Origin of the sequence: Paenochrobactrum sp. BZR 201-1 (assembly GCF_044987585.2) — a bacterium.
Lineage (GTDB): Bacteria > Pseudomonadota > Alphaproteobacteria > Rhizobiales > Rhizobiaceae > Paenochrobactrum > Paenochrobactrum pullorum.
Genome location: NZ_JBJDRZ020000005.1, coordinates 333,074 through 352,432, shown reverse-complemented (window position 1 = coordinate 352,432; position 19,359 = coordinate 333,074). Strand labels below are relative to the sequence as shown.

General features: G+C 49.6%; 20 protein-coding genes. 9 read left to right on the top strand and 11 right to left on the bottom strand.

What is annotated here, in order from left to right; genetic code table 11:
• Positions 1 to 20: 20 nt before the first annotated feature.
• From ACI0FR_RS04340 to ACI0FR_RS04315, 6 genes are all read right to left on the bottom strand, one after another.
• A complete protein-coding gene (locus ACI0FR_RS04340) occupies positions 21 to 1,442 on the bottom strand; it encodes an FAD-binding oxidoreductase (protein WP_404906439.1) in 1,422 nt (473 codons plus the stop codon).
• A gap of 14 nt (positions 1,443 to 1,456) precedes the next feature.
• Positions 1,457 to 2,419: an L-threonylcarbamoyladenylate synthase gene (locus tag ACI0FR_RS04335; RefSeq protein ID WP_404906667.1), complete on the bottom strand. Its 963-nt coding sequence runs from the start codon at positions 2,417 to 2,419 to the stop codon at positions 1,457 to 1,459.
• Positions 2,420 to 2,609: 190 nt separating this feature from the next.
• Positions 2,610 to 4,733, bottom strand: coding sequence for a glycine--tRNA ligase subunit beta (gene glyS / locus ACI0FR_RS04330; protein WP_374830497.1), 2,124 nt, complete (start codon positions 4,731 to 4,733; stop codon positions 2,610 to 2,612).
• A gap of 160 nt (positions 4,734 to 4,893) precedes the next feature.
• Positions 4,894 to 5,844 (bottom strand): glycine--tRNA ligase subunit alpha, encoded by a 951-nt coding sequence (locus tag ACI0FR_RS04325; protein ID WP_404906668.1) that lies wholly within the window; start codon positions 5,842 to 5,844, stop codon positions 4,894 to 4,896.
• A gap of 130 nt (positions 5,845 to 5,974) precedes the next feature.
• On the bottom strand, positions 5,975 to 7,771 hold the full coding sequence (locus tag ACI0FR_RS04320) for a tetratricopeptide repeat protein (RefSeq protein ID WP_404906441.1): 1,797 nt from the start codon (positions 7,769 to 7,771) through the stop codon (positions 5,975 to 5,977).
• A gap of 188 nt (positions 7,772 to 7,959) precedes the next feature.
• Entirely contained in the window at positions 7,960 to 8,976 is a 1,017-nt protein-coding gene (locus ACI0FR_RS04315; RefSeq protein WP_404906669.1) for a polyprenyl synthetase family protein, read from the bottom strand.
• A 229-nt stretch (positions 8,977 to 9,205) separates the two neighbouring features.
• On the opposite strand from ACI0FR_RS04315, the gene ACI0FR_RS04310 reads away from it, so the two are divergent.
• From ACI0FR_RS04310 to ACI0FR_RS04270, 9 genes are all read left to right on the top strand, one after another.
• Entirely contained in the window at positions 9,206 to 9,427 is a 222-nt protein-coding gene (locus ACI0FR_RS04310; protein ID WP_374829779.1) for a putative signal transducing protein, read from the top strand.
• A gap of 12 nt (positions 9,428 to 9,439) precedes the next feature.
• On the top strand, positions 9,440 to 10,216 hold the full coding sequence (locus tag ACI0FR_RS04305) for a tRNA1(Val) (adenine(37)-N6)-methyltransferase (protein ID WP_374830491.1): 777 nt from the start codon (positions 9,440 to 9,442) through the stop codon (positions 10,214 to 10,216).
• Positions 10,217 to 10,265: 49 nt separating this feature from the next.
• Positions 10,266 to 11,447 carry a Na+/H+ antiporter NhaA gene (nhaA, locus tag ACI0FR_RS04300; RefSeq protein WP_404906442.1) on the top strand — a complete coding sequence of 394 codons (1,182 nt, stop codon included), beginning with the start codon at positions 10,266 to 10,268 and terminating at the stop codon, positions 11,445 to 11,447.
• A 143-nt stretch (positions 11,448 to 11,590) separates the two neighbouring features.
• Complete coding sequence (locus ACI0FR_RS04295) at positions 11,591 to 12,457, top strand: S49 family peptidase (RefSeq protein WP_404906444.1); 867 nt, start codon at positions 11,591 to 11,593, stop codon at positions 12,455 to 12,457.
• A 117-nt stretch (positions 12,458 to 12,574) separates the two neighbouring features.
• Complete coding sequence (locus tag ACI0FR_RS04290; protein WP_374829773.1) at positions 12,575 to 12,760, top strand: hypothetical protein; 186 nt, start codon at positions 12,575 to 12,577, stop codon at positions 12,758 to 12,760.
• A 9-nt stretch (positions 12,761 to 12,769) separates the two neighbouring features.
• On the top strand, positions 12,770 to 13,675 hold the full coding sequence (locus ACI0FR_RS04285; protein WP_404906445.1) for a 4-(cytidine 5'-diphospho)-2-C-methyl-D-erythritol kinase: 906 nt from the start codon (positions 12,770 to 12,772) through the stop codon (positions 13,673 to 13,675).
• An 11-nt stretch (positions 13,676 to 13,686) separates the two neighbouring features.
• Complete coding sequence (gene moaB / locus ACI0FR_RS04280; protein ID WP_374829769.1) at positions 13,687 to 14,223, top strand: molybdenum cofactor biosynthesis protein B; 537 nt, start codon at positions 13,687 to 13,689, stop codon at positions 14,221 to 14,223.
• Positions 14,224 to 14,368: 145 nt separating this feature from the next.
• Positions 14,369 to 15,523: a PA0069 family radical SAM protein gene (locus tag ACI0FR_RS04275; protein ID WP_404906447.1), complete on the top strand. Its 1,155-nt coding sequence runs from the start codon at positions 14,369 to 14,371 to the stop codon at positions 15,521 to 15,523.
• An 80-nt stretch (positions 15,524 to 15,603) separates the two neighbouring features.
• Positions 15,604 to 16,266: a ribonuclease HII gene (locus ACI0FR_RS04270; RefSeq protein WP_404906448.1), complete on the top strand. Its 663-nt coding sequence runs from the start codon at positions 15,604 to 15,606 to the stop codon at positions 16,264 to 16,266.
• Between the two features lie 163 nt (positions 16,267 to 16,429).
• On the opposite strand, the gene ACI0FR_RS04265 is transcribed toward ACI0FR_RS04270, so the two are convergent.
• The 5 genes from ACI0FR_RS04265 to ACI0FR_RS04245 all read right to left on the bottom strand — a co-directional run bounded on the left by ACI0FR_RS04265 (position 16,430) and on the right by ACI0FR_RS04245 (position 19,193).
• A complete protein-coding gene (locus tag ACI0FR_RS04265; protein ID WP_374829763.1) occupies positions 16,430 to 16,909 on the bottom strand; it encodes a F0F1 ATP synthase subunit B in 480 nt (159 codons plus the stop codon).
• Positions 16,910 to 16,920: 11 nt separating this feature from the next.
• Positions 16,921 to 17,508: a F0F1 ATP synthase subunit B gene (locus ACI0FR_RS04260; protein ID WP_374829761.1), complete on the bottom strand. Its 588-nt coding sequence runs from the start codon at positions 17,506 to 17,508 to the stop codon at positions 16,921 to 16,923.
• Between the two features lie 100 nt (positions 17,509 to 17,608).
• Entirely contained in the window at positions 17,609 to 17,836 is a 228-nt protein-coding gene (locus ACI0FR_RS04255) for a F0F1 ATP synthase subunit C (protein WP_007632966.1), read from the bottom strand.
• A gap of 70 nt (positions 17,837 to 17,906) precedes the next feature.
• Positions 17,907 to 18,656 carry a F0F1 ATP synthase subunit A gene (locus ACI0FR_RS04250; RefSeq protein ID WP_404906449.1) on the bottom strand — a complete coding sequence of 250 codons (750 nt, stop codon included), beginning with the start codon at positions 18,654 to 18,656 and terminating at the stop codon, positions 17,907 to 17,909.
• 132 nt (positions 18,657 to 18,788) lie between these two features.
• Complete coding sequence (locus tag ACI0FR_RS04245) at positions 18,789 to 19,193, bottom strand: AtpZ/AtpI family protein (RefSeq protein ID WP_404906450.1); 405 nt, start codon at positions 19,191 to 19,193, stop codon at positions 18,789 to 18,791.
• Between the last annotated feature and the right edge of the window lie 166 nt (positions 19,194 to 19,359).

The following is a 19,359-nucleotide window of genomic DNA, read 5'->3' as shown; positions in this document are numbered from 1 at the left end:
AACCATATTAACCCATTGTTTTATAATATTTTTCCAGGATTCATAATGCCTGACGGATCAAGTTCTTTTTTGATGCGTCGCATTAAATCCAAAGCAACAGGTGATTTATAGCACAAAAGTTCTTCACGTTTCAGCTGACCAATGCCGTGTTCTGCCGAAATCGATCCATTATATTTATCCACAATGGCGTGAACTTTATGATTTACCTCCGCCCAAAGGCTTAAAAATGCTTGTTTTTCTGCACCAATCGGCTGCGAAATGTTAAAATGTAAATTACCGTCACCAATATGACCAAAGCATACCAGACGGGCATCAGGCACCATTTCCAACACCGCTTTTTCCGCTTCTTTAATAAAGGCTGGAATGGTTGCGACAGGCACCGAAATATCATGCTTGATCGAGCCGCCTTCAGGCTTTTGCGCCCAGGACATTTCCTCACGCATTTTCCAGAAAGACTGCGCCTGCGCGATATTGGCAGCCAAAGCTGCATCCTGCACAATATCGGCCTCAAAACTCACTGTGAGAATATCTTCCATCAAGCTTTGCGCATCTGCTTGCGAGCGGCTGGAGGAAATATCAATCAGCACATACCAATCATGCGGGGCTTGCAGCGGGTCACGCGCGCCCTCCACATGTTTGACGGTAAATTCCACGCCAATGCGCGGCATCAGTTCAAAACCTGTAAGGCTGGAACCGGCCTTTTCCGTCGCAATTTTAAACAATTGCAACGCCGTCTCAGGCGATTTTAGCCCCGCATAGGCAACCGCTTTGCCTTTAGGCTTTGGAAAAAGCTTGAGTACTGCCGCGGTGATAACCCCTAAAGTGCCTTCTGCACCAATGAACAGATCTTTGAGATTATAGCCGCTATTGTCTTTTTTGACGTAGCGCAGATCATTTAAAATCTCGCCGGTCGGCAATACCACTTCCAGCCCTAAACAAAGCTCGCGCATATTGCCAAAGCTAAGAACCGCCGTGCCGCCCGCATTGGAACTTAAATTGCCACCAATTTGGCAAGAACCTTCAGAACCCAACGACAATGGAAACAAACGATCTTCTTTATCTGCGGCCTGTTGCACATTTTGCAAAATTGCGCCCGCTTCCAAGGTAATCAGATTGCCGACCGGATCAAGTTCACGGATTTTATTCATACGGCTAAGTGATAAAATCACCGCTTTGCCGCTTTCGTCCGGCTGCTGTGCACCAACCAGCCCAGTATTGCCACCTTGCGGCACAATCACTGTGCCGGTTTCGCTGGCGAGTTTTAAAATCGCCGCCACTTGTTCGGTATTGGAAGGTCGCAAAACCAGTGCAGAGCGCCCGTGATATAAATCGCGCTGTTCGATGAGATAAGGAGCGATATCAGCTTGATCGGTCAAAGCATATGGATCACCAACAATTGCTTTGAATTTTGCAATCAGTGCAGGTGATAAAAGCTCAGCCATCTCATTTTACCTTTTCAATCACGCGGTGCGGCGGCACGCGCCAAACGATCAGCAATGGCCTCGCCTAAACCGCTCACCGGAATAGGTTCCACCGCAATGGTCGCAGCCCCATAAGTGTCGAGTTTCTTCATATAATCGAAAAGATTGGCCGCTGCTTCGCGCAAATTTCCGCTTTCGCTCAGATTGAGGATCGCCATGGCATTTTCATGGCCTTGCACACGGGTTTGGCCAAAAGCGAGCAAAGCTTCGCCAGCGTAAACGGTATCGACATTAAGCCGCATTTGCGCGTTAGGCGCATAATGGGATTTCAACATTCCCGGCGCTTGAATGGCGGCGCGCTGATCAAGGCGCAGCAATGGCTTACCGGTAAATTCTTCAATCTCTTCTGCTGCCAAACCGCCCGGACGCAGCAGATAAATTGCGTCACCTTCCACCTTCACGATGGTTGATTCCAAGCCCACTTCACAAGCGCCTGCGTCCAAAATCAAATCCACCCGCTCACCCAGATCTTCCGCCACCGCCTCGGCGCTGGTGGGGCTGATACGGCCGGAGCGATTGGCGCTCGGTGCAGAGATAGGACGGTCAAGCTTGACAATAATATCGCGCACTGCCCCTTGCGGCATCCGTATCGCCAATGTTTCAAGACCGGCAGTGGCTAATGGATGAATGTTGCGCCCCTCACCCGCAGGTATAAGTGGCAGCACCAACGTTAACGGCCCCGGCCAGAAATAATGGCCAAGCGCTTCCGACACAGCATCAAACTGCACATAGCGTTTGGCCATAGCCAGATCACTGACATGCGCGATCAACGGATTGAAATGCGGGCGGCCTTTAGCGGCAAAAATGCTCGCCACCGCCTCGCCATTGGTGGCATCGGCTGCCAAGCCATAAACTGTTTCGGTGGGGATTGCGACCAAACCGCCATCTACCAGAACTCGAACTGCCGCCTCAACACCGCTTTGATCCAGTTTTATCATTCGGGACACGTTATAATCTCCTGTCAGCTCTGTTTACCCAAAGCTGACGCCCAAGCCCAGAAAATTATTAAAGCATTTCCAGCAAAAGTGGGTACCGGTTTTGCGCTGGATAATGCGACAAAATCATAAAGCCAGGCTAAACAAAAACGCGCCCCGTTAGAGACGCGTTTTTATAAAATCTAGTGCATTATCAACCAGCGATTTTAGAAAAATTCGCCACCTGAGATGTCACATCACGAATGGCATTCAAAAGAGCCAGACGGTTGGCACGTATTTTTTCATTCTCATCATTAACCAGTACGCCTTCAAAGAAAGCATCAACCGGCGCACGCAACAGTGCCATTGCCGTCATGGCAGCAGCAAAATCTTCCCTCTCGATTGCGGCCTTCGCTTCTGTGGATGCCGCCTGCACAGCCTCATGCAATGCTTTTTCTTCATCCTGTGTGAATAAAGAAGCATCAATGGCAATATCAACTAAAGCGCCTTTTTTCTCTTCTGCAGCCAGAATATTGGCGGCACGTTTTGTACCGGCTAGCAAGTTCTTGCCGTCTTCTGTGTTGATGAAAACGATCAGCGCTTCAAGACGACGTGCAACCAGCAGCAGATTGTCAGCATCAGCAGACAGAACCGCATCAATTGCATCGTGACGCGCACCTTCGTCTTTCAAGTAAACCTTGAAACGATCATGCAAGAAGGACAGAAGATCAGCCCCCACATCACGCGAAGCCAGATTTTTAACTGATGCAAGGCCGCTTTCCGCGTTTTTGATTAAATCTTTCAGCGCTACACGCACATCATTGTCAAGGATCAAGCGAATAACACCCAAAGCTGCACGGCGCAGAGCGTAAGGGTCTTTCGAGCCAGTCGGCTTTTCATCAATAGCCCAGAATCCTGTCAGCGTGTCGATCTTATCGGCCAATGCCACAGCAACGGCAACCGGATCACGCGGCACACGGTCGGATGGACCCTGCGGCTTGTAATGGTCTTCCAATGCTTGCGCAACACTTGGGTTCTCGCCCTGAAGCAGCGCATATTTATGCCCCATTGCACCCTGCAATTCAGGGAATTCACCGACAACTTCGGTCTGCAAATCTGCTTTTGCCAGAACGGCTGCACGCTTGGTCAAGGCCACATCGGCACCAATCAGCGGCGCAATGGCTGCGGCCAGGCTTTCAATACGGGCAACGCGTGCGCCTTGTGTGCCAAGCTTGGCATGGAAGGTCACATTGAGTGCATCCAAACGCGCCATGCGCTGATCAAGCGGCTTGGCCAGATCAAGCGCAAATTTGGCAGCGGAAGCCTGCAATTTGTCCATATCAGGCATATTGGCCTGATCGGTATGCCAGAAATACAAAGCATCAGACAGACGTGCGCGCACGACCTTGCCGTTACCGAATGCAATTTCCTTGCCGCCATCACGGGCAACGATATTCGACACCAGAATGAACTTGTTGGAAAGTGCGGTTTCTTCACCCTGTTTGCGGGTGACAAAACATTTCTGGTTCACACGAATTGTCAGCTGAATGACTTCCGGCGGGATAGCGAGGAATTCTTCCTCAAATTCGCCCATCAGCACTACCGGCCATTCCACCAGACCGGAAACTTCTTCCAGCAAGCCTTCATCTTCAACCAGATCAAGTCCGGATGCAAAAGCCAGATTGCGAGCATCGGTTGCGATGATTTCCTTGCGGCGTTCAGCGTCCAGCACCACAAAAGCCTTTTCCAGCTTTGCGACATAATCGTCAAAGCGGCGCACTTTGATCGGTTGTCCGTCACTCAGGAAACGATGGCCAAAAGTGACATTGCCGGAATGGATGCCACCCACTTCGAACTCGATCACTTTGGTTTCTTCGGTTTCAGGGCCGAAGGTGCAAAGGATGGATTGTAATGGACGCACCCAGCGCAATGCGCCGGATTGAGCTGAAGCCTTACCCCAACGCATGGATTTAGGCCACGGGAAATTGCGGATGGTGGCTGGCACCAGTTCGGCAATGATTTCTTCGGCAGTGCGGCCGGTTTTCACCAAATGCGCGACATAGAAATCACCCTTTTTCGGGTCACTATGCACATGCGCTTCACTGACATCGCTCAAACCGGCTTTACGCAAAAAGCCTGCAATCGCCTGTTCCGGTGCGGATGTGGACGGACCTTTGATTTCCTCGCGAATATCTTTGGAGCGCACAGTCAGGCCGCGAATATCAAGCGCCAGACGACGCGGCGTCCAATAAGCAGTTGCGGCTTCATAGATCAGCCCTGCATCCACCAAACCATCGGTAATCAACTTTTTAAAATCGCCGGCCGCCTTGCGCTGCATGCGCGCTGGGATTTCCTCAGAGAAAAGTTCTAATAGTAAATCAGGCATCAGCGTGCGCCCTCCGCATGCTTATTTTCTTCTTTGTCCGTCCTCGCTACGCGGCGGGCGAACGGCTGTGCCGGAATTTCCTCGGAAAATAACTCAAGTAATAAATCAGGCATCAGCGTGTCTCATTTTTATAATTTACGCCACCGGCTTCGGTCTGCAAGAAGGCTTCACCACATTGGCGCGCAAGATTGCGAACACGTAAGATATAGCTCTGACGTTCAGTCACCGAGATGACACCACGTGCATCCATCAAGTTGAAAATATGCGATGCTTTAATCGCATAGTCATAGGCCGGGAACACGCACTTGTGTAGTTTCCCTGTCGTACCTTCAGCACTCCCCGCCTCTTGTGTTACTCCAAAATCCAAAACGGCCTTACATTCTGCTTCCGCATCTTCAAAATGCTGGTGCAGCATATCCGTATTGGCGATCTCGAAATTGTAACGCGAATATTCCTGCTCGGTCTGCAAGAACACATCGCCATAAGTGACCTTGTCCTGACCTTCCAAACCATTGAAATTCAAATCATAAACATTATCGACGCCCTGCACATACATGGCAAGACGTTCCAAACCATAGGTCAGCTCACCCGCAACAGGCGAACATTCAATGCCGCAAACCTGCTGGAAGTAAGTGAACTGCGAAATTTCCATGCCGTCGCACCAGCATTCCCAACCCAAACCCCAAGAGCCAGTGGTTGGATTTTCCCAGTCGTCTTCCACGAAGCGGATGTCGTGCAATTCGGTATCAATACCAATCGCCTTCAGCGAGCCCAGATAAAGCTCCTGCAAATTTGGCGGGCTTGGTTTTAGCAGCACCTGATACTGGTAATAATGCTGCATACGGTTGGGATTTTCACCGTAGCGGCCATCCTTTGGGCGGCGTGAAGGCTGCACATAGGCGACATTCCAAGGTTTAGGCCCCAGCGCACGCAATGTGGTGGACGGATGCAGCGTCCCTGCGCCGACCTCCATGTCATATGGCTGCAAAATAGTGCAGCCATGGTTCGCCCAGTAATTCTGGAGCGCCATGATAAAGCCCTGAAAAGAGCGGGTCGGATGCATGTGGTCAGGCAGCGTGGTGGTCACGTACGGGCCTCGTCTGTGTTTCAAGAGAATAGCTCGGTCTAAATTGTCCGCCTGCATGGGTCAAGCCTTAGCTGAACCGAGCCTGTCAATGTCGTGAAAAATTGAGTTAAAGCTTCGGTTCCGGCTTATCATCTTCCGGTGTATCCGCTTTGACCGGATTTTCCAGAGCGCTTAAGCCCTTTTTGAGTTTTTCCTCAATCTTGGCAAGTTCTTCCGGTTCCGGTTTACCGGCAATCGCATGGTTCCACTGGAAAGTGGCTTCCAACTGACGTCCGGCCTGCCAATAAGCATCGCCCAAATGGTCATTGATTGTCGCATCTTCAGGGCGCAGTTTAACCGCCTTTTCAAGCTCTGCCACGGCGTCATCATAGCGCCCGAGCTTATAATAAGCCCAACCGAGCGAATCTGTAATATACCCATCCTGCGGACGCAATTCGACAGCCTTGCGGATCATATCCAGTGCTTCTTCAAGATTGATACCCATATCAACCCATGAATAACCCAGATAATTCAATACCTGCGGCTGATCCGGGAACAATTCCAAAGCCTGCTTAAAATTAGGCTCGGCCTTTTCCCATTCTTTCAAGCGTTCATAAGAAATGCCGCGCTGAAAATAGATCGTCCAATCTGCACGCTCCGGTTTTTCAATTAAGGCGACAGCCTGATCATAGGTCTTGGCTGAATTGGCATAATCTTTTGCCTGCGCATAAACACTGCCCAAGGCCAGATAGGTGCGCATATCCTTTTTGTCGCGCTCCAGCAAAGCGGTCAGATGTGCAATCGCTTCTTTTTCTCTTTCGCTTTCCGCCAAATTCAACGCCAGCTGCATCTCGGCATCATTACGATAAAAGGAACTTTCCGGCACTCGGCCATAATAATCAATCGCACTTTCCGGCTGGCGTAATTTCGCTGAAATATCACCAAGCTGGAACAATGTCGCATCATCATCGGGACGCAATGGCAGTGACATCTGCAAATATAATTTAGCAAAAGCTTCTGCACCGCTGCGATTAATCGCCGTGCCAAGCGAATATAAAACTTCTGCCGCACCCTGTTGCGGGTTGGCAATCAAGCGTTCAGGCACTTTGCCTGCTTCAAGCGTATAACGCATCTCGGCTAAAGTTTTGCGTCCGGTCAGCAATTCTTCAGCACTCTTCAAAATCTCAATCGCACCTTTGATATCGCCATGACGCGCTTTAAAACCTGTATAAGAAATGACGATGCGTTCGTAAGTATCAGGGGCAGCACCGCCACCGGCTTTATCGGCCACTGCTTTTTGATAAAAACCTTCAGCGGCCTTCACCTGTCCGGACAAATCCGCCATCAAAGCCGAATTATATGTGCGAAACAGCTTAAACCATTGCGGCCCTTTGATCGCTTCAATAGCGGCAGCTGCATTTTTTGGATTACCGGCACCATAATTTGCCCAAGCTTTAATCAGCTGTGAGGACAGTTTATCCATGTCGGACTGCACAGAGTAATCCAGCAATGGACGAGCTTGCCGATATTGTTTGCGCGAAATGGCATCAACCGCCAGAGCAAGACGGGAAAAACGTTCAATTTCCGGATTGTTTTGCAGCTCTTTTGCCCAAGGCAGCGCTTCTTCAAACTGGCCATTGGTGAGCAAAGCCAGCATCAAATCCTGCTTTAACTGCAAATTGCCCGGATCAAATGCCAATGCCTGACGATAAAAATCAATCGTTGCAGGCATATTATTATCATTTTCAGCAACGCGGCCTGCCAGATAAGCACCAGCGAAAGAACCCACGCGAATGGATTTATAAGGCTCCGCTTGCGACACAGAGTTGTTTGTCGAAGCATGACCGGAAACGGGTAACACAGCACCGGAGAGCAAAATGCTCAAAGCTGCATAAAGAGGACGTAAAACTGGGCGGCGCCGCATTCCAAACTATCCTTTTTTATTCTGTCAGCAAGATTGTTAAATGAAAAATCCTGCCTGACAACCGTCGCTTCCGGCTTTTTATCCGCATATGAACCTCTCATTTTAAAGTCAGACCTAGCTGGACTTCAAACAATGGCTTTTTTGCGGTGATGTCACTGCCTCACTAAGCTGTGAGGCAGCGTAAAAAATCAGTTCACGCGGCTGATACAAAAATCAATAACGTCCATCAGTGCATCTTTATGAGCACCATTTGGCAATGACTTCAGCGCTTCACGCGCCATTTCCCCAAAGTCACGCGCACGTTGTACAGTGTCAGCAATGGAGTTGGCTTTCACCATCAGTTCGGTCGCTTTGGCAAGAGCGGCATCGTCATTATTGCCCTCTTCCATTGCTTGTTTCCAGAACGCGCGTTCTTCATCAGAACCACGATTATAGGCCAGCAAAACCGGCATGGTGATTTTGCCTTCACGGAAATCATCACCGGTATTTTTACCCAAATCCGCAGCACTGCCGCCATAATCAAGTGCATCATCAATCAGCTGGAAGGCAAGACCAAGATTAAGACCGTAAGAGCTTAAAGCTTTGCGTGCCTCATCACCGGCATCGGCGATGATTGGGCCCACTTCAGCAGCGGCCGAGAAAAGCGCTGCTGTTTTGGCTTTAATAACGGCTAAATATTCTTCTTCCGTGGTGTCCATGTTTTTGGCAGCAGCCAATTGCATAACCTCACCTTCGGCGATAACGGAGGCAGAAGTTGCCAACACGTCGAGCGCTTCGAGCGAGCCTACATCAACCATCATCTTGAAAGCCTGACCAAGCAGGAAGTCACCAACCAGAACACTAGCCTGATTACCCCAGATCATGCGCGCTGTACTTTTGCCGCGGCGTAAATCACTTTCATCCACCACATCATCATGCAAAAGCGTGGCAGTGTGCATAAATTCCACCGACGTTGCGAGGCTGATATGACCAGTGCCTTCATAACCGAACATTCTGGCCGTTGCCAATGTCATCATCGGGCGCAATCTTTTACCGCCTGACGAGATCAGATGGTTCGCCACTTCAGGAATCATTTCGACATCAGAACCGGCCCGTGCCAGAATAAATTCGTTTACCCGTGCCATATCGGCTTTGGTCAGGTCGATCAAAGGCTGAACCGAACCAGTATTCGTTTTTGTATCGCCGATGTTGAGAACCACACCCAATGTCATTACTCCTGTATGCGCGCATACATTATTCAAGCGTCTCTTAATGCTCAAGCAGCAAATTTCTATACTCTGCGCTATAATTCATTGTTAAGCTGTTCACAACATCGTCGGGTACATGTTGTCAACGCTACTAATTGTCGGCACAGTGATATAAATCAATAAATCCGGCATCAGGTGAATAAAATATGCCAGATATTAAAAATATGACAAAAGGCGCTTGAAAACCATGTATGAATTATTGCGCACCAATGATCCGGTTCTGTTGTCTTTTGCCGAAGCCTTGATGAAAGAGGCGGATATCGGCTATTTTATTGCCGATACGAATATGAGCATCATTGAAGGTTCACTCGGCATTTTGCCACGTCGCCTGATGGTAGAAGCATCTGAAAAAGAACGCGCCAGACAATGTCTGATCGATGCCGGTATCGAAACTGAATTGCGACAATAATTTATGCCTGAAATGACAAGCTTGGAAACTTTAGGCGAGACAGAAGACGTTTTTCATCGCGGCCGCTTTCATCTCATTCAGCCGGCCTTGAAAGGCCACCGTTCCGGTGTTGATGCCATGATGCTGGCAGCCTCAGTGCCGGATGGATTTAGCGGGCGTGTCGCCGATCTTGGTGCCGGTGCGGGTGCTGCCGGATTTGCCGTTGCAGCACGCTGCGAGCAAGCACAAGTGACACTGATTGAACGCTCTGAACTGATGGCGGAATTTGCCCACAAATCCATGGCATTGGAAGTCAATGCCGGTTTGGCGCCGCGTTTGTCTTTACTCAATGCAGATGTGTCTTTGACGGGTAAAAAACGCGAAGAAGCTGGTCTTACAAGTAATTATTTTGATTTTGCGATCATGAACCCGCCATTCAATTCGGCCGCTGATCGCTCGACACCACACGCACTTAAAGCCGAAGCCCATGTGATGCCACCCGACATGTTTGAGACATGGGTTAAAACCGCGGCAGCGATTGTAAAGCCAGGCGGCTCTGTGGCGATTATTGCCCGTCCGGCCTCACTTTATACCATTCTCACCGCATTATCGGCACGGTTTGGCGCCATACGGATCATCCCTATCCACCCCCGACCGCAAGCGCCTGCAATCCGCCTTATCTTGATTGGCGTGAAGGGCAGCAAGGCTCCGTTAAACTTCGAACCGGGGCTAAACTTGCACGAAAATACCGGCAACAGCTTCACAGAACGCGCTATTGCCATTAATAACGGTCTCACTAGTCTTTTATGACGGCTTTTAAGCCATTCCACGCAAAAAATAACTACAGGCACTCTGACTGATGAATCATAATTCCCAGCCCGTCCGCCCGCCATCCATGCTGCGTCGGTTTCTCGATGCAGAATCCGCCGGTGGCGTCACTTTGATGGCAGCAGCCGCTCTTGCGCTTGTGGTCGCCAACTCACCTATTGCCAGTGCTTATTTTGGCGGCCTTGCCACCAAACTTGGCCCTTTAAGCGTGCTGGAATGGATCAATGATCTGTTGATGGCCGTCTTCTTCCTGCTCGTCGGTTTGGAAATCAAACGTGAATTTGTCGACGGCCAATTGGCCAGCTGGCCGAATCGCATGTTGCCGGGTTTGGCCGCAGCGGGCGGCGTCATTGTTCCCGCCCTGCTTTTCACATGGATGAACTTTGATGATCCGGCTAAAGTGCGCGGCTGGGCGGTGCCTTCCGCCACCGATATTGCTTTCGCACTTGGTGTTTTATCGCTGCTTGGCTCACGCGTACCGACCAGCCTGAAAGTGTTTTTGGCAACCCTTGCGATCCTCGATGATCTGGCAGCAGTTGCGATTATTGCTGTTTTCTATACGGCTGAAATCTCGCTGCCATATTTGGGTGCCGCTGCCGGTGCCGCGATCATGCTTTTTGCCATGAACCGCATGGGCGTAATGAAAATCCTGCCTTATCTGGTAGTTGGTGCTTTTTTGTGGTTCTTCGTACTGAATTCCGGTGTGCATGCAACGGTTGCAGGTGTGATTACCGCTTTGACTATCCCGTTGAAGCCGGCACCGGGCAGTCCTGACAATATGTCGTCCCCATTGCATATTCTGGAACATGCGCTGGCAAAGCCGGTTGCCTTCCTGATTGTACCGATTTTCGGTTTTGCCAATGCGGGTATTTCCTTCACCGGCATCAATATGGACGTCGTCACCGACAGCCTGACCCTCGGCATTGCCGGCGGCTTGTTCATCGGTAAGCAGATCGGTGTTTTTGGTGCCGCATGGCTGGCCATCAAATTGGGCCTTGCACAAAAGCCAATGGGTGCCACCTGGTTGCAGCTTTATGGCGTTGCCATTCTCTGCGGTATTGGTTTCACCATGAGTATCTTTATTGGCTTATTGTCGTTCCCGTCCGAACTGATGCAGACAGAAACCAAGCTTGGCGTTTTGATGGGCTCCGGCCTGTCCGCAGTAATCGGCTATCTGCTGTTACGTGTTGCACCAACAAAAACGCGCATTTAAACAATAAATGGATAAAAAACGCCCGATCAATGCACTGGTCGGGCGTTTTTCTTTGCGTTTTCAAATTTGCTTCCTAAATAAGAAATCTGCACAGACAATGTAGTTGTTTATACCTGCCCTATTCTGCTCACGGAGCCCTCATTTTGGTTAAATTTATCGCCCGCATCATTCCGCGTCGTTTTCGCACGAAACATGTTGAAATTCCTGTGGTGCGTTTGCATGGCGCCATTATGAGTGGTGGCAACAGTCTGCGCCCAAGCCTTTCTTTGGAAAGTGTGGCGGGTGAGCTGCAAAAAGCCTTTGAAGACAAGCTCGCGCCCGCAGTGGCAATCACCATCAATTCGCCGGGCGGTTCTCCCGTACAATCACGCTTTATCTATCAGCGCATCCGTGCATTAGCTGAAGAAAAGAAGAAAAAAGTTTATGTCTTTGTCGAAGATGTAGCAGCATCGGGTGGCTATATGATTGCACTCGCTGGCGACGAAATCATTGCCGACCCGTCATCCATCGTCGGCTCCATTGGGGTGGTTTCTTCATCATTCGGCTTTACCGAACTGATCAAGAAAATCGGTGTCGAGCGCCGCGTTTATACCGCTGGTCAAAACAAAGAATCACTTGATCCGTTTTTGCCGGAAAAAGAAGCCGATATTGAACGCCTGAAAGCCCTGCAACTGGAAGTGCATAAAACTTTTATCGATATGGTTTTGGAGCGTCGCGGCACAAAATTAAGCGATGACCCTGATCTTTTCAGCGGTCTGTTCTGGACAGGCATTAAAGGCAAAGAACTGGGTCTCGTTGACGGTCTTGGCGATATTCGCAGCCATTTGATGAAACATTATGGTGCTAAAACCAAGCTGAAACTTATCCAGCCGCAGCGCGGCCTCCTTGGCAAAAAGCTCCCCGCCATCGGCTTTAAGAGTGAAGCTCTGGCACAAGTTGCGTCACAAACCGGCGATGTCATGCTTTCCACAATTGAGGAAAAAGCACTTTGGTCGCGCTATGGCCTTTAAAGCGCAAACAGAATAAAAGAATTGCAACGCTTCTTCTCTGCCTTATCATAGTCACCATCTGATTTGATAAGTGCAGATAAAGCCCCATGAGCATTAAGGTTTAAGGACAAGTAAGCCATGCCTCAGATTATTTTTCTTCTGCTGATTGCAGCCGCTGCATGGTATGTTTACCGCTCTTTCAAACGTGAAGCCGTACGGGTTTCCAAGAAAGTCCGCCGCGAAGAAAAAGAAGCGCAAAACCGCGCTCATGGCACCTTGGAGCAGGATCCGGAAACCGGCGAATATCGCGTTCGCAAGGATTAAACTGTTTTCATGACGAGCTATGCCCCCATCGCAGACAATGCTACGATTTCCCGTCTGGCACCTGTGAAAATCAATCTTGCGCTGCATGTGACCGGCCAACGTCCTAATGGCTATCATGAGTTGGAAATGATCGTCGCTTTTGGTGATTTTGGCGACCGCATTCTCGTCTCCCCTGCCGATCATGATGATTTTACCGTCAGTGGTTATTATGCGCCTTTGATACCGCTTAATGGTGATAATCTGGTGCTAAAAGCGCGTGATCTGCTGCGCGCACAAAATCCGGCAAAGTGCAGACCAGTTCATATTCATCTGGAAAAAAAACTGCCTATTGCTGCCGGTATTGGCGGCGGCTCCACCGATGCGGCAGCGGCTCTCACCACCCTCAACGAGCTGTGGCAACTTGATCTCTCCGATGAAACCCTTTTGGCACTGGGTTTGCAACTGGGCGCTGATGTGCCAATGTGCCTGCACAGCCAAAAAAGCGGTGCACCACTGATGGTGCGCGGCATTGGCGAAGAACTTCGGCCTCTCAATCAATTTCCGGCTTTGCATATTCTACTGATTAATGACGGCACAGCACTTGCCACGCCTACTGTTTTCAAAGCGCTCAAAAAACGCGATAATCCGCCTTTGCCACCGCCAAAGGTGTTTCAATCCAGCGCCGAGGTCTGCGCCTATTTGCGTAATACCCGTAATGATTTGTTTAAGCCCGCTGAAACCCTGGCACCACAATTGCAATCCCATTTGCAAGAACTGGCAGCTTTGGGTGCGGATTTTGTCCAGATGTCGGGCTCAGGTGCCACTTGTTTTGCCGTTTTTTCCAATCCGGATATTATGAAGAAGGCAAAGCAAGCAATTCGCCAAGCTCATCCTAATTGGTTTGCAGTCACCACTCAAACCTATGGCAGCCGATAAGGGAGTTCACCATGGCCAATGAACGCAGTTTCATACCCGTCGGCATCGCAGTTCTGACCGTCTCCGATACGCGTACACTGGCCGACGACAAGTCCGGCGATACATTGCAACAAAGACTAAGCGATGCAGGGCACAAGCTCGTTGAACGCGCCATCGTGCCCGATGATATCGAAGCCATCCGAACCATCGTCACGAGATGGTCAAAACAACCGGATATAGATGTCATAATAACCACTGGCGGCACAGGTTTTACCGGGCGCGATGTGACACCGGAAGCACTTGAACCTCTGTTTGAAAAACGGATGGATGGTTTCTCGACTATTTTCCATCGCATTTCTTATGAAAAAATCGGCACCTCTACCATTCAATCGCGTGCGCTGGCTGGATTATTAAACCAAACTTTCGTCTTTGCCCTGCCCGGCTCAAGCGGAGCTTGCCGCGACGCTTGGGACGAAATCCTGCAATATCAGCTTGATTACCGCCACATGCCCTGCAATTTTGTAGAGATAATGCCGCGCCTTGACGAGCATTTGCGCCGTAAAAAATAACAGGCGATATTGTTCTTGTAATGTTCTGATTTCTGCTCTATATATAAAAGAACAGACGGAGTACAGATTCTAAAATCTTGTCCGTAGCTATCAGATAATCAGGAAACGCCCTAGAGGGTGGCACTTTTCCGCAAAGGAGAAGACGATGGATGCTATTCAACAAGCAGATACAGCAGCTTTCAGCAGCGGGCGTACTGAACATGCCAATGCCATAATCACCGAAAACGGCTTACGGGTTGAGCAATCCAGAAGGCGCGGTCGTGCTGCCGGTATCAATCCGTCAAGTCGCTTCGAGCAATATTCACGTGCTGATTTTGACGATGGGTGGCAAAGCTTTGAAGAGCTGGAGCCATTTAAAACCGAAGTGCAGGTAGAAAAACCGCGCACCATCATCACCCGCAATGATTCGCCAGATTTAGGCTTTGATCGCTCCATCAATCCCTATCGCGGTTGCGAACATGGCTGTATCTATTGCTTTGCACGCCCGACGCACAGTTATATGGGGCTCTCGGCTGGCCTTGATTTTGAGGCCAAACTATTCGCAAAACCGGATGCGCCGCATCTGTTGCAGCGTGAACTATCCAAGGCCGGTTATATCCCTCGTACCATTGCCATTGGTAGCAATACCGATCCTTATCAGCCGATTGAAAAAAAGTGGCGCATTATGCGTGGCCTGCTGGAAGTGCTGGAAGACGCGCAACATCCCGTCGCTATTGTTACAAAATCCGGCCTCATCACCCGTGACATCGACATTTTGAGCCGTATGGCGCAAAAAGGTCTGGTCAAGGTTGCACTATCAGTCACGACTATGGATGCCAAACTATCCCGCACGATGGAGCCGCGCGCTGCAACGCCAACATTGCGCCTGCAAACCATGCGTGAACTGGCACAAGCAGGTATCCCCGTATCAGCGATGTTGGGGCCTGTCATTCCAGGTATTAACGACCACGAAATCGAGCGTATTCTGGATGCTGCTGCTGCTGCCGGCGCTGAAGAAGCCGGCTATGTTTTGCTGCGCTTACCATTGGAAGTAGCACCGCTTTTCAAAGAGTGGTTATTACGTAACTATCCTGACAAATACCGGCATGTCTTGTCGCTTTTGCGCTCGATGCGTGGCGGCAAAGATTATGATGCTGAATGGGGCAAGCGCATGCGTGGCGAAGGCCCTTATGCCTGGCAAATCGGCAGACGATTTGAGATTGCGGCCAAAAAACTGGGGCTCAACACCAGCAAGAAACGCTTGCGCTCCGATCTGTTCAGCCCGCGGCAGGAAGGCGGCACACAGCTTTCATTGTTTTGATAAGAAATGAAGCAACCAATGATGTAAGAATGAACATCTCCGTTGTTTATTTTTAACGGTTAAGTGCTCTACTCTGCCTCATGGCTCGTAAAACTATTGATTCTTCATCACCCCTTCTCCTCCACTATACGCCCGATTTTTCCAATGAGGATCGGCTTTATCAAAATGGCTGTCAATTTGTGGCAGGTATTGATGAGGCCGGACGCGGGCCACTGGCAGGCCCAGTGGTCGCCGCAGCCGTTGTGCTGGATCCAGATAATCTGCCTTTAGGACTAGATGATTCCAAACGGCTTACAGCTACAAAACGCGCCATACTCTTTGAGATAATTTTACGCGATGCATTGGCGGTATCGGTTGTTAGTCTTTGTGCTGATGACATCGACAATAGCAATATCCGTAAAGCCGCCCTCACCGCCATGCAGCGCGCTGTGGCTTCCTCGGCAGTAAATATCGACTATGCACTTGTAGATGGACGTGATGTGCCCCCACACCTCAGCTGTGAGGCTGAAGCACTGATCAAGGGGGATCAGCGTTCTGTCTCTATTGCGGCTGCCTCCATAGTTGCCAAAGTCAGCCGTGACCGTATGATGGAGCAAGCCGGCAAGCACCATCCAGACTATGGCTTTGAAGTTCATGCGGGTTACGGTACAGCCAAACATCGTGATACAATTGAAACGTCAGGCCCGATCCCCGGTCTTCACCGCTATACATTTGCACCGATCAAAGGCCGTTTCATTCGCTGAACCAAATGCTGAGATCGGATAGAATTTGAGCTTTCAAAGCAGCCTTCCCTGCGCTGCTCATCTCCAATCCCTGAAAGGGCTTAAAAGTAACAATTCTACAGCACAAATAAAAAACGCCACCTCAATGAAGAGATGGCGTTTTAAAATTTAATTGATCAAACTCTTAGTTCAAACGGGATTTAACCTGTTCAAGAGAGTCTTTAAAGAATGTCGCAGAAGCTTTGGCATCTACCTTATCGGCAACGATGCGGCTTGCGGCAGCCACAGCCAATTCAACAGCAGTGGTGCGAACTTCTTTGATCGCTTCAGCTTCGGCGCTGGCAATCTTCTGTTCAGCCAGCTTGTTGCGACGTGCAACATATTCTTCTGTTTTCTGCTTGGCATCTTCAACAATCGCATTGGCTTCACGACCAGCAGCAGCAACGATGTCGCTTGCTTCCTTTTCCGCTTCTTTGCGCTTGCGATGATATTCTGCCAACAGTGCCTGAGCTTCTTCGCGCAGTGTACGTGCTTCGTCGAGTTCTTTAGAGATTTTTTCTGCACGCTCGTCCAAAGATTTGGCAAGCATAGCAGGCACTTTAAGATAAACGACAATAGCCAGAAAAATTACGAGGCCGACGAGTGCCCAAAACGTAGCGTCCATCATCGTCTCCTTCAGGCGCTGACTGCTTTGACAGCAGCGGTGACCGTTGATTTATCAACCTTGGTACCGATCAGCTGATCAATAATATCTGCTGCGGTTTCTTCAGCAATGGCACCAACATCGCTCATGGCTTTCGCCTTGATTTCTGCAATGCTGTTTTCAGCTTTTTCAAGCTTGGTTTCCAAAGCTTTTTCTACAGCAGCACGCTCTACTTCAGCTTCTGCTTTCGCTTTTTCGCGTGCTTCATTACCGATTGCAGCGGCTTTGGTACGGGCTTGTGACAGTTCTGTTTCATAAGCAATGATCGCATTGTCTGCGTCCTGCTTCAAACGGGCTGCCTGATCCAAATCCTGTGCGATACGATCGCGACGAGTTTCAATCACGCCACCAATACGTGGTACAACCACGCGTGACATGAATAAATAGAAAAGCCCAAACGTAATAGCGAGCCACAAGAGCTGCGATGCGTAATGGGTAGAATCGAACGGAGGAAACACGCCGCCCGTGCCGGATTCATGGGCAATACCGGTTTCGGTATGCACAGCTTCAACAGGCTGGGCTTCCGTTGCTGTTTGGGCAAACGCCGTGGACACGAACATCCAATCTTCCTCTTCACTCAGGCGTCATATGCAACAGCCGACCGCGCATAATCCTTAAATTTAAGAACAGCGCGGTCAGGCCATATTTGTTGCGTCGATCTTAGACAGCGAACAAGAGCAGAAGCGCGATGAGCAAAGAGAAAATGCCCAGAGCTTCCGTAACAGCGAAACCGAACACCAGACGGCCAAACTGGCTGTCAGCTGCAGATGGGTTACGCAGTGCACCTGAAAGGTAGCTGCCGAAGATGTTGCCGAGACCGAGGGCCGTACCGGCCATACCGAAACAGGCAAGACCCGCGCCGATGTATTTTGCTGCTTCCGCTTCCATGATGAGCTCCTTTTGGATTAATTAGCTATGCGGATTTCTGTTCTGGCGGAAATCCGCCGGCGAGAAGTTTTTAGTGACCAGGATGTACAGCATCATTGATGTACATGCAGGTTAAGACTGTGAAGACATAGGCCTGCAGGAATGCAACCAGGAATTCCAGCGCAGTGATTGCAACGGTCATGATCAACGGCAGAATTGCACCGCCGATACCCAATGCACCCAGCGAGGACAGCGATACAACAAAGCCTGCAAAGACCTTGAGTGTAATGTGACCTGCAAGCATGTTTGCAAAAAGACGAACTGAAAGGCTGATCGGACGTGACAAGAACGAAATGATTTCAATCACAACAACAAGCGGCACGATAATCATCGGCACACCTTGCGGAACGAACAGCTTCAAAAAGCCCAGACCATGCTTGTAAAAACCGTAAACAATCACAGTTCCGATGACGAGCAAGGACAGAGCAAAAGTTACAATGATCTGACTTGTGATTGTATAGAAATACGGAAACAGACCAAGGAAATTTGCGACAAGAATGAATATGAACAACGTAAAGACAAAGGGGAAGAATTTCATCCCCTTTGATCCGGCAGAATCTCTCAAGCTTGTCGCGACAAATTCATAAGCCATTTCTGCCACAGACTGCATGCGGGTTGGCACAAGTCCGCGACCCGATGAAGAAAGGAAGAGAAATGCTGAAGCCACAACAACAGTTGCGACCATAAAAGCTGATGCATTGGTGAAAGAGAGGTCGACACCGCCGACGTCGATAGGAATCCACCGGGAAATTTGGAACTGATGGATCGGATCGTTTGCCACCTTAACCTCGTCTATCGTCCGTTGCCCGCAGGCGTTGAAGTCACCGGCTTTTTAAAAAGCCTCTCACGAAAAATGCATTACACAAGTTTCGTATTTAGTCAAAAGCGTCTTAGCAATAGCCCAAGACAATATCTATTCTTTTTCGCGCTTTTTCGCTCTTAAACTAAAGTCGTCTTTTTCAGCGACTTTACCGGAAGCGCGCAGCACATTCAGAACACCTGCTCCAAAGCCAAGCAAAAGGAAGATAATCAACCCCCAAGGCGATGTAGCAGCAACCCGGTCGATAAACCAGCCAATTAGCGCGCCTACAAGAATTCCGGCGATAAATTCGCTGGATATTTTCATGGCCTGCGCAACTTGAGCTGAGTTCTCAGATTGCCCGTCCTTTGAATTTTGTTTCTTAAGCGCCCCTTTTTTGACCAAATCGGCCTCTAGTTTGCTTAAGCGTTCTGCAAAATTCGATGAAGATGAGCTTGGCTGCCCGTCTGCTGCATCGTCAGTTCCTGATGGCGTTTTGCGGTCTTTATCGCTTGCCATAAAGAGCCTCCTTTATATGCGTAAGAAGAGAAAAAAGCTCACTTTCAAGTTGCGCGCAACATATTGGCACGCGGCCTTCTAGTCAAGGCGCAGAAACACTTCACTTTGAAGGTTTTTCATTAAATAATATCAATGACTTATCTGGCAACGTGCGATCAACATTCAT

What these genes read in the sequence shown, in the direction of transcription:
- nhaA (WP_404906442.1), top strand. Translation starts at nt 10,266, where the DNA reads ATGAATCATAATTCCCAGCCCGTCCGCCCGCCATCCATGCTGCGTCGG.
- ACI0FR_RS04290 (WP_374829773.1), top strand. Translation starts at nt 12,575, where the DNA reads ATGCCTCAGATTATTTTTCTTCTGCTGATTGCAGCCGCTGCATGGTAT.
- ACI0FR_RS04320 (WP_404906441.1), bottom strand. Translation starts at nt 7,771, where the DNA reads ATGCGGCGCCGCCCAGTTTTACGTCCTCTTTATGCAGCTTTGAGCATT.
- ACI0FR_RS04285 (WP_404906445.1), top strand. Translation starts at nt 12,770, where the DNA reads ATGACGAGCTATGCCCCCATCGCAGACAATGCTACGATTTCCCGTCTG.
- ACI0FR_RS04325 (WP_404906668.1), bottom strand. Translation starts at nt 5,844, where the DNA reads ATGCATCCGACCCGCTCTTTTCAGGGCTTTATCATGGCGCTCCAGAAT.
- ACI0FR_RS04260 (WP_374829761.1), bottom strand. Translation starts at nt 17,508, where the DNA reads ATGTTCGTGTCCACGGCGTTTGCCCAAACAGCAACGGAAGCCCAGCCT.
- ACI0FR_RS04255 (WP_007632966.1), bottom strand. Translation starts at nt 17,836, where the DNA reads ATGGAAGCGGAAGCAGCAAAATACATCGGCGCGGGTCTTGCCTGTTTC.
- ACI0FR_RS04245 (WP_404906450.1), bottom strand. Translation starts at nt 19,193, where the DNA reads ATGGCAAGCGATAAAGACCGCAAAACGCCATCAGGAACTGACGATGCA.
- moaB (WP_374829769.1), top strand. Translation starts at nt 13,687, where the DNA reads ATGGCCAATGAACGCAGTTTCATACCCGTCGGCATCGCAGTTCTGACC.
- ACI0FR_RS04335 (WP_404906667.1), bottom strand. Translation starts at nt 2,419, where the DNA reads ATGATAAAACTGGATCAAAGCGGTGTTGAGGCGGCAGTTCGAGTTCTG.
- ACI0FR_RS04265 (WP_374829763.1), bottom strand. Translation starts at nt 16,909, where the DNA reads ATGGACGCTACGTTTTGGGCACTCGTCGGCCTCGTAATTTTTCTGGCT.
- ACI0FR_RS04340 (WP_404906439.1), bottom strand. Translation starts at nt 1,442, where the DNA reads ATGGCTGAGCTTTTATCACCTGCACTGATTGCAAAATTCAAAGCAATT.
- ACI0FR_RS04310 (WP_374829779.1), top strand. Translation starts at nt 9,206, where the DNA reads ATGTATGAATTATTGCGCACCAATGATCCGGTTCTGTTGTCTTTTGCC.
- glyS (WP_374830497.1), bottom strand. Translation starts at nt 4,733, where the DNA reads ATGCAGCGCAAGGCGGCCGGCGATTTTAAAAAGTTGATTACCGATGGT.
- ACI0FR_RS04270 (WP_404906448.1), top strand. Translation starts at nt 15,604, where the DNA reads ATGGCTCGTAAAACTATTGATTCTTCATCACCCCTTCTCCTCCACTAT.
- ACI0FR_RS04305 (WP_374830491.1), top strand. Translation starts at nt 9,440, where the DNA reads ATGACAAGCTTGGAAACTTTAGGCGAGACAGAAGACGTTTTTCATCGC.
- ACI0FR_RS04275 (WP_404906447.1), top strand. Translation starts at nt 14,369, where the DNA reads ATGGATGCTATTCAACAAGCAGATACAGCAGCTTTCAGCAGCGGGCGT.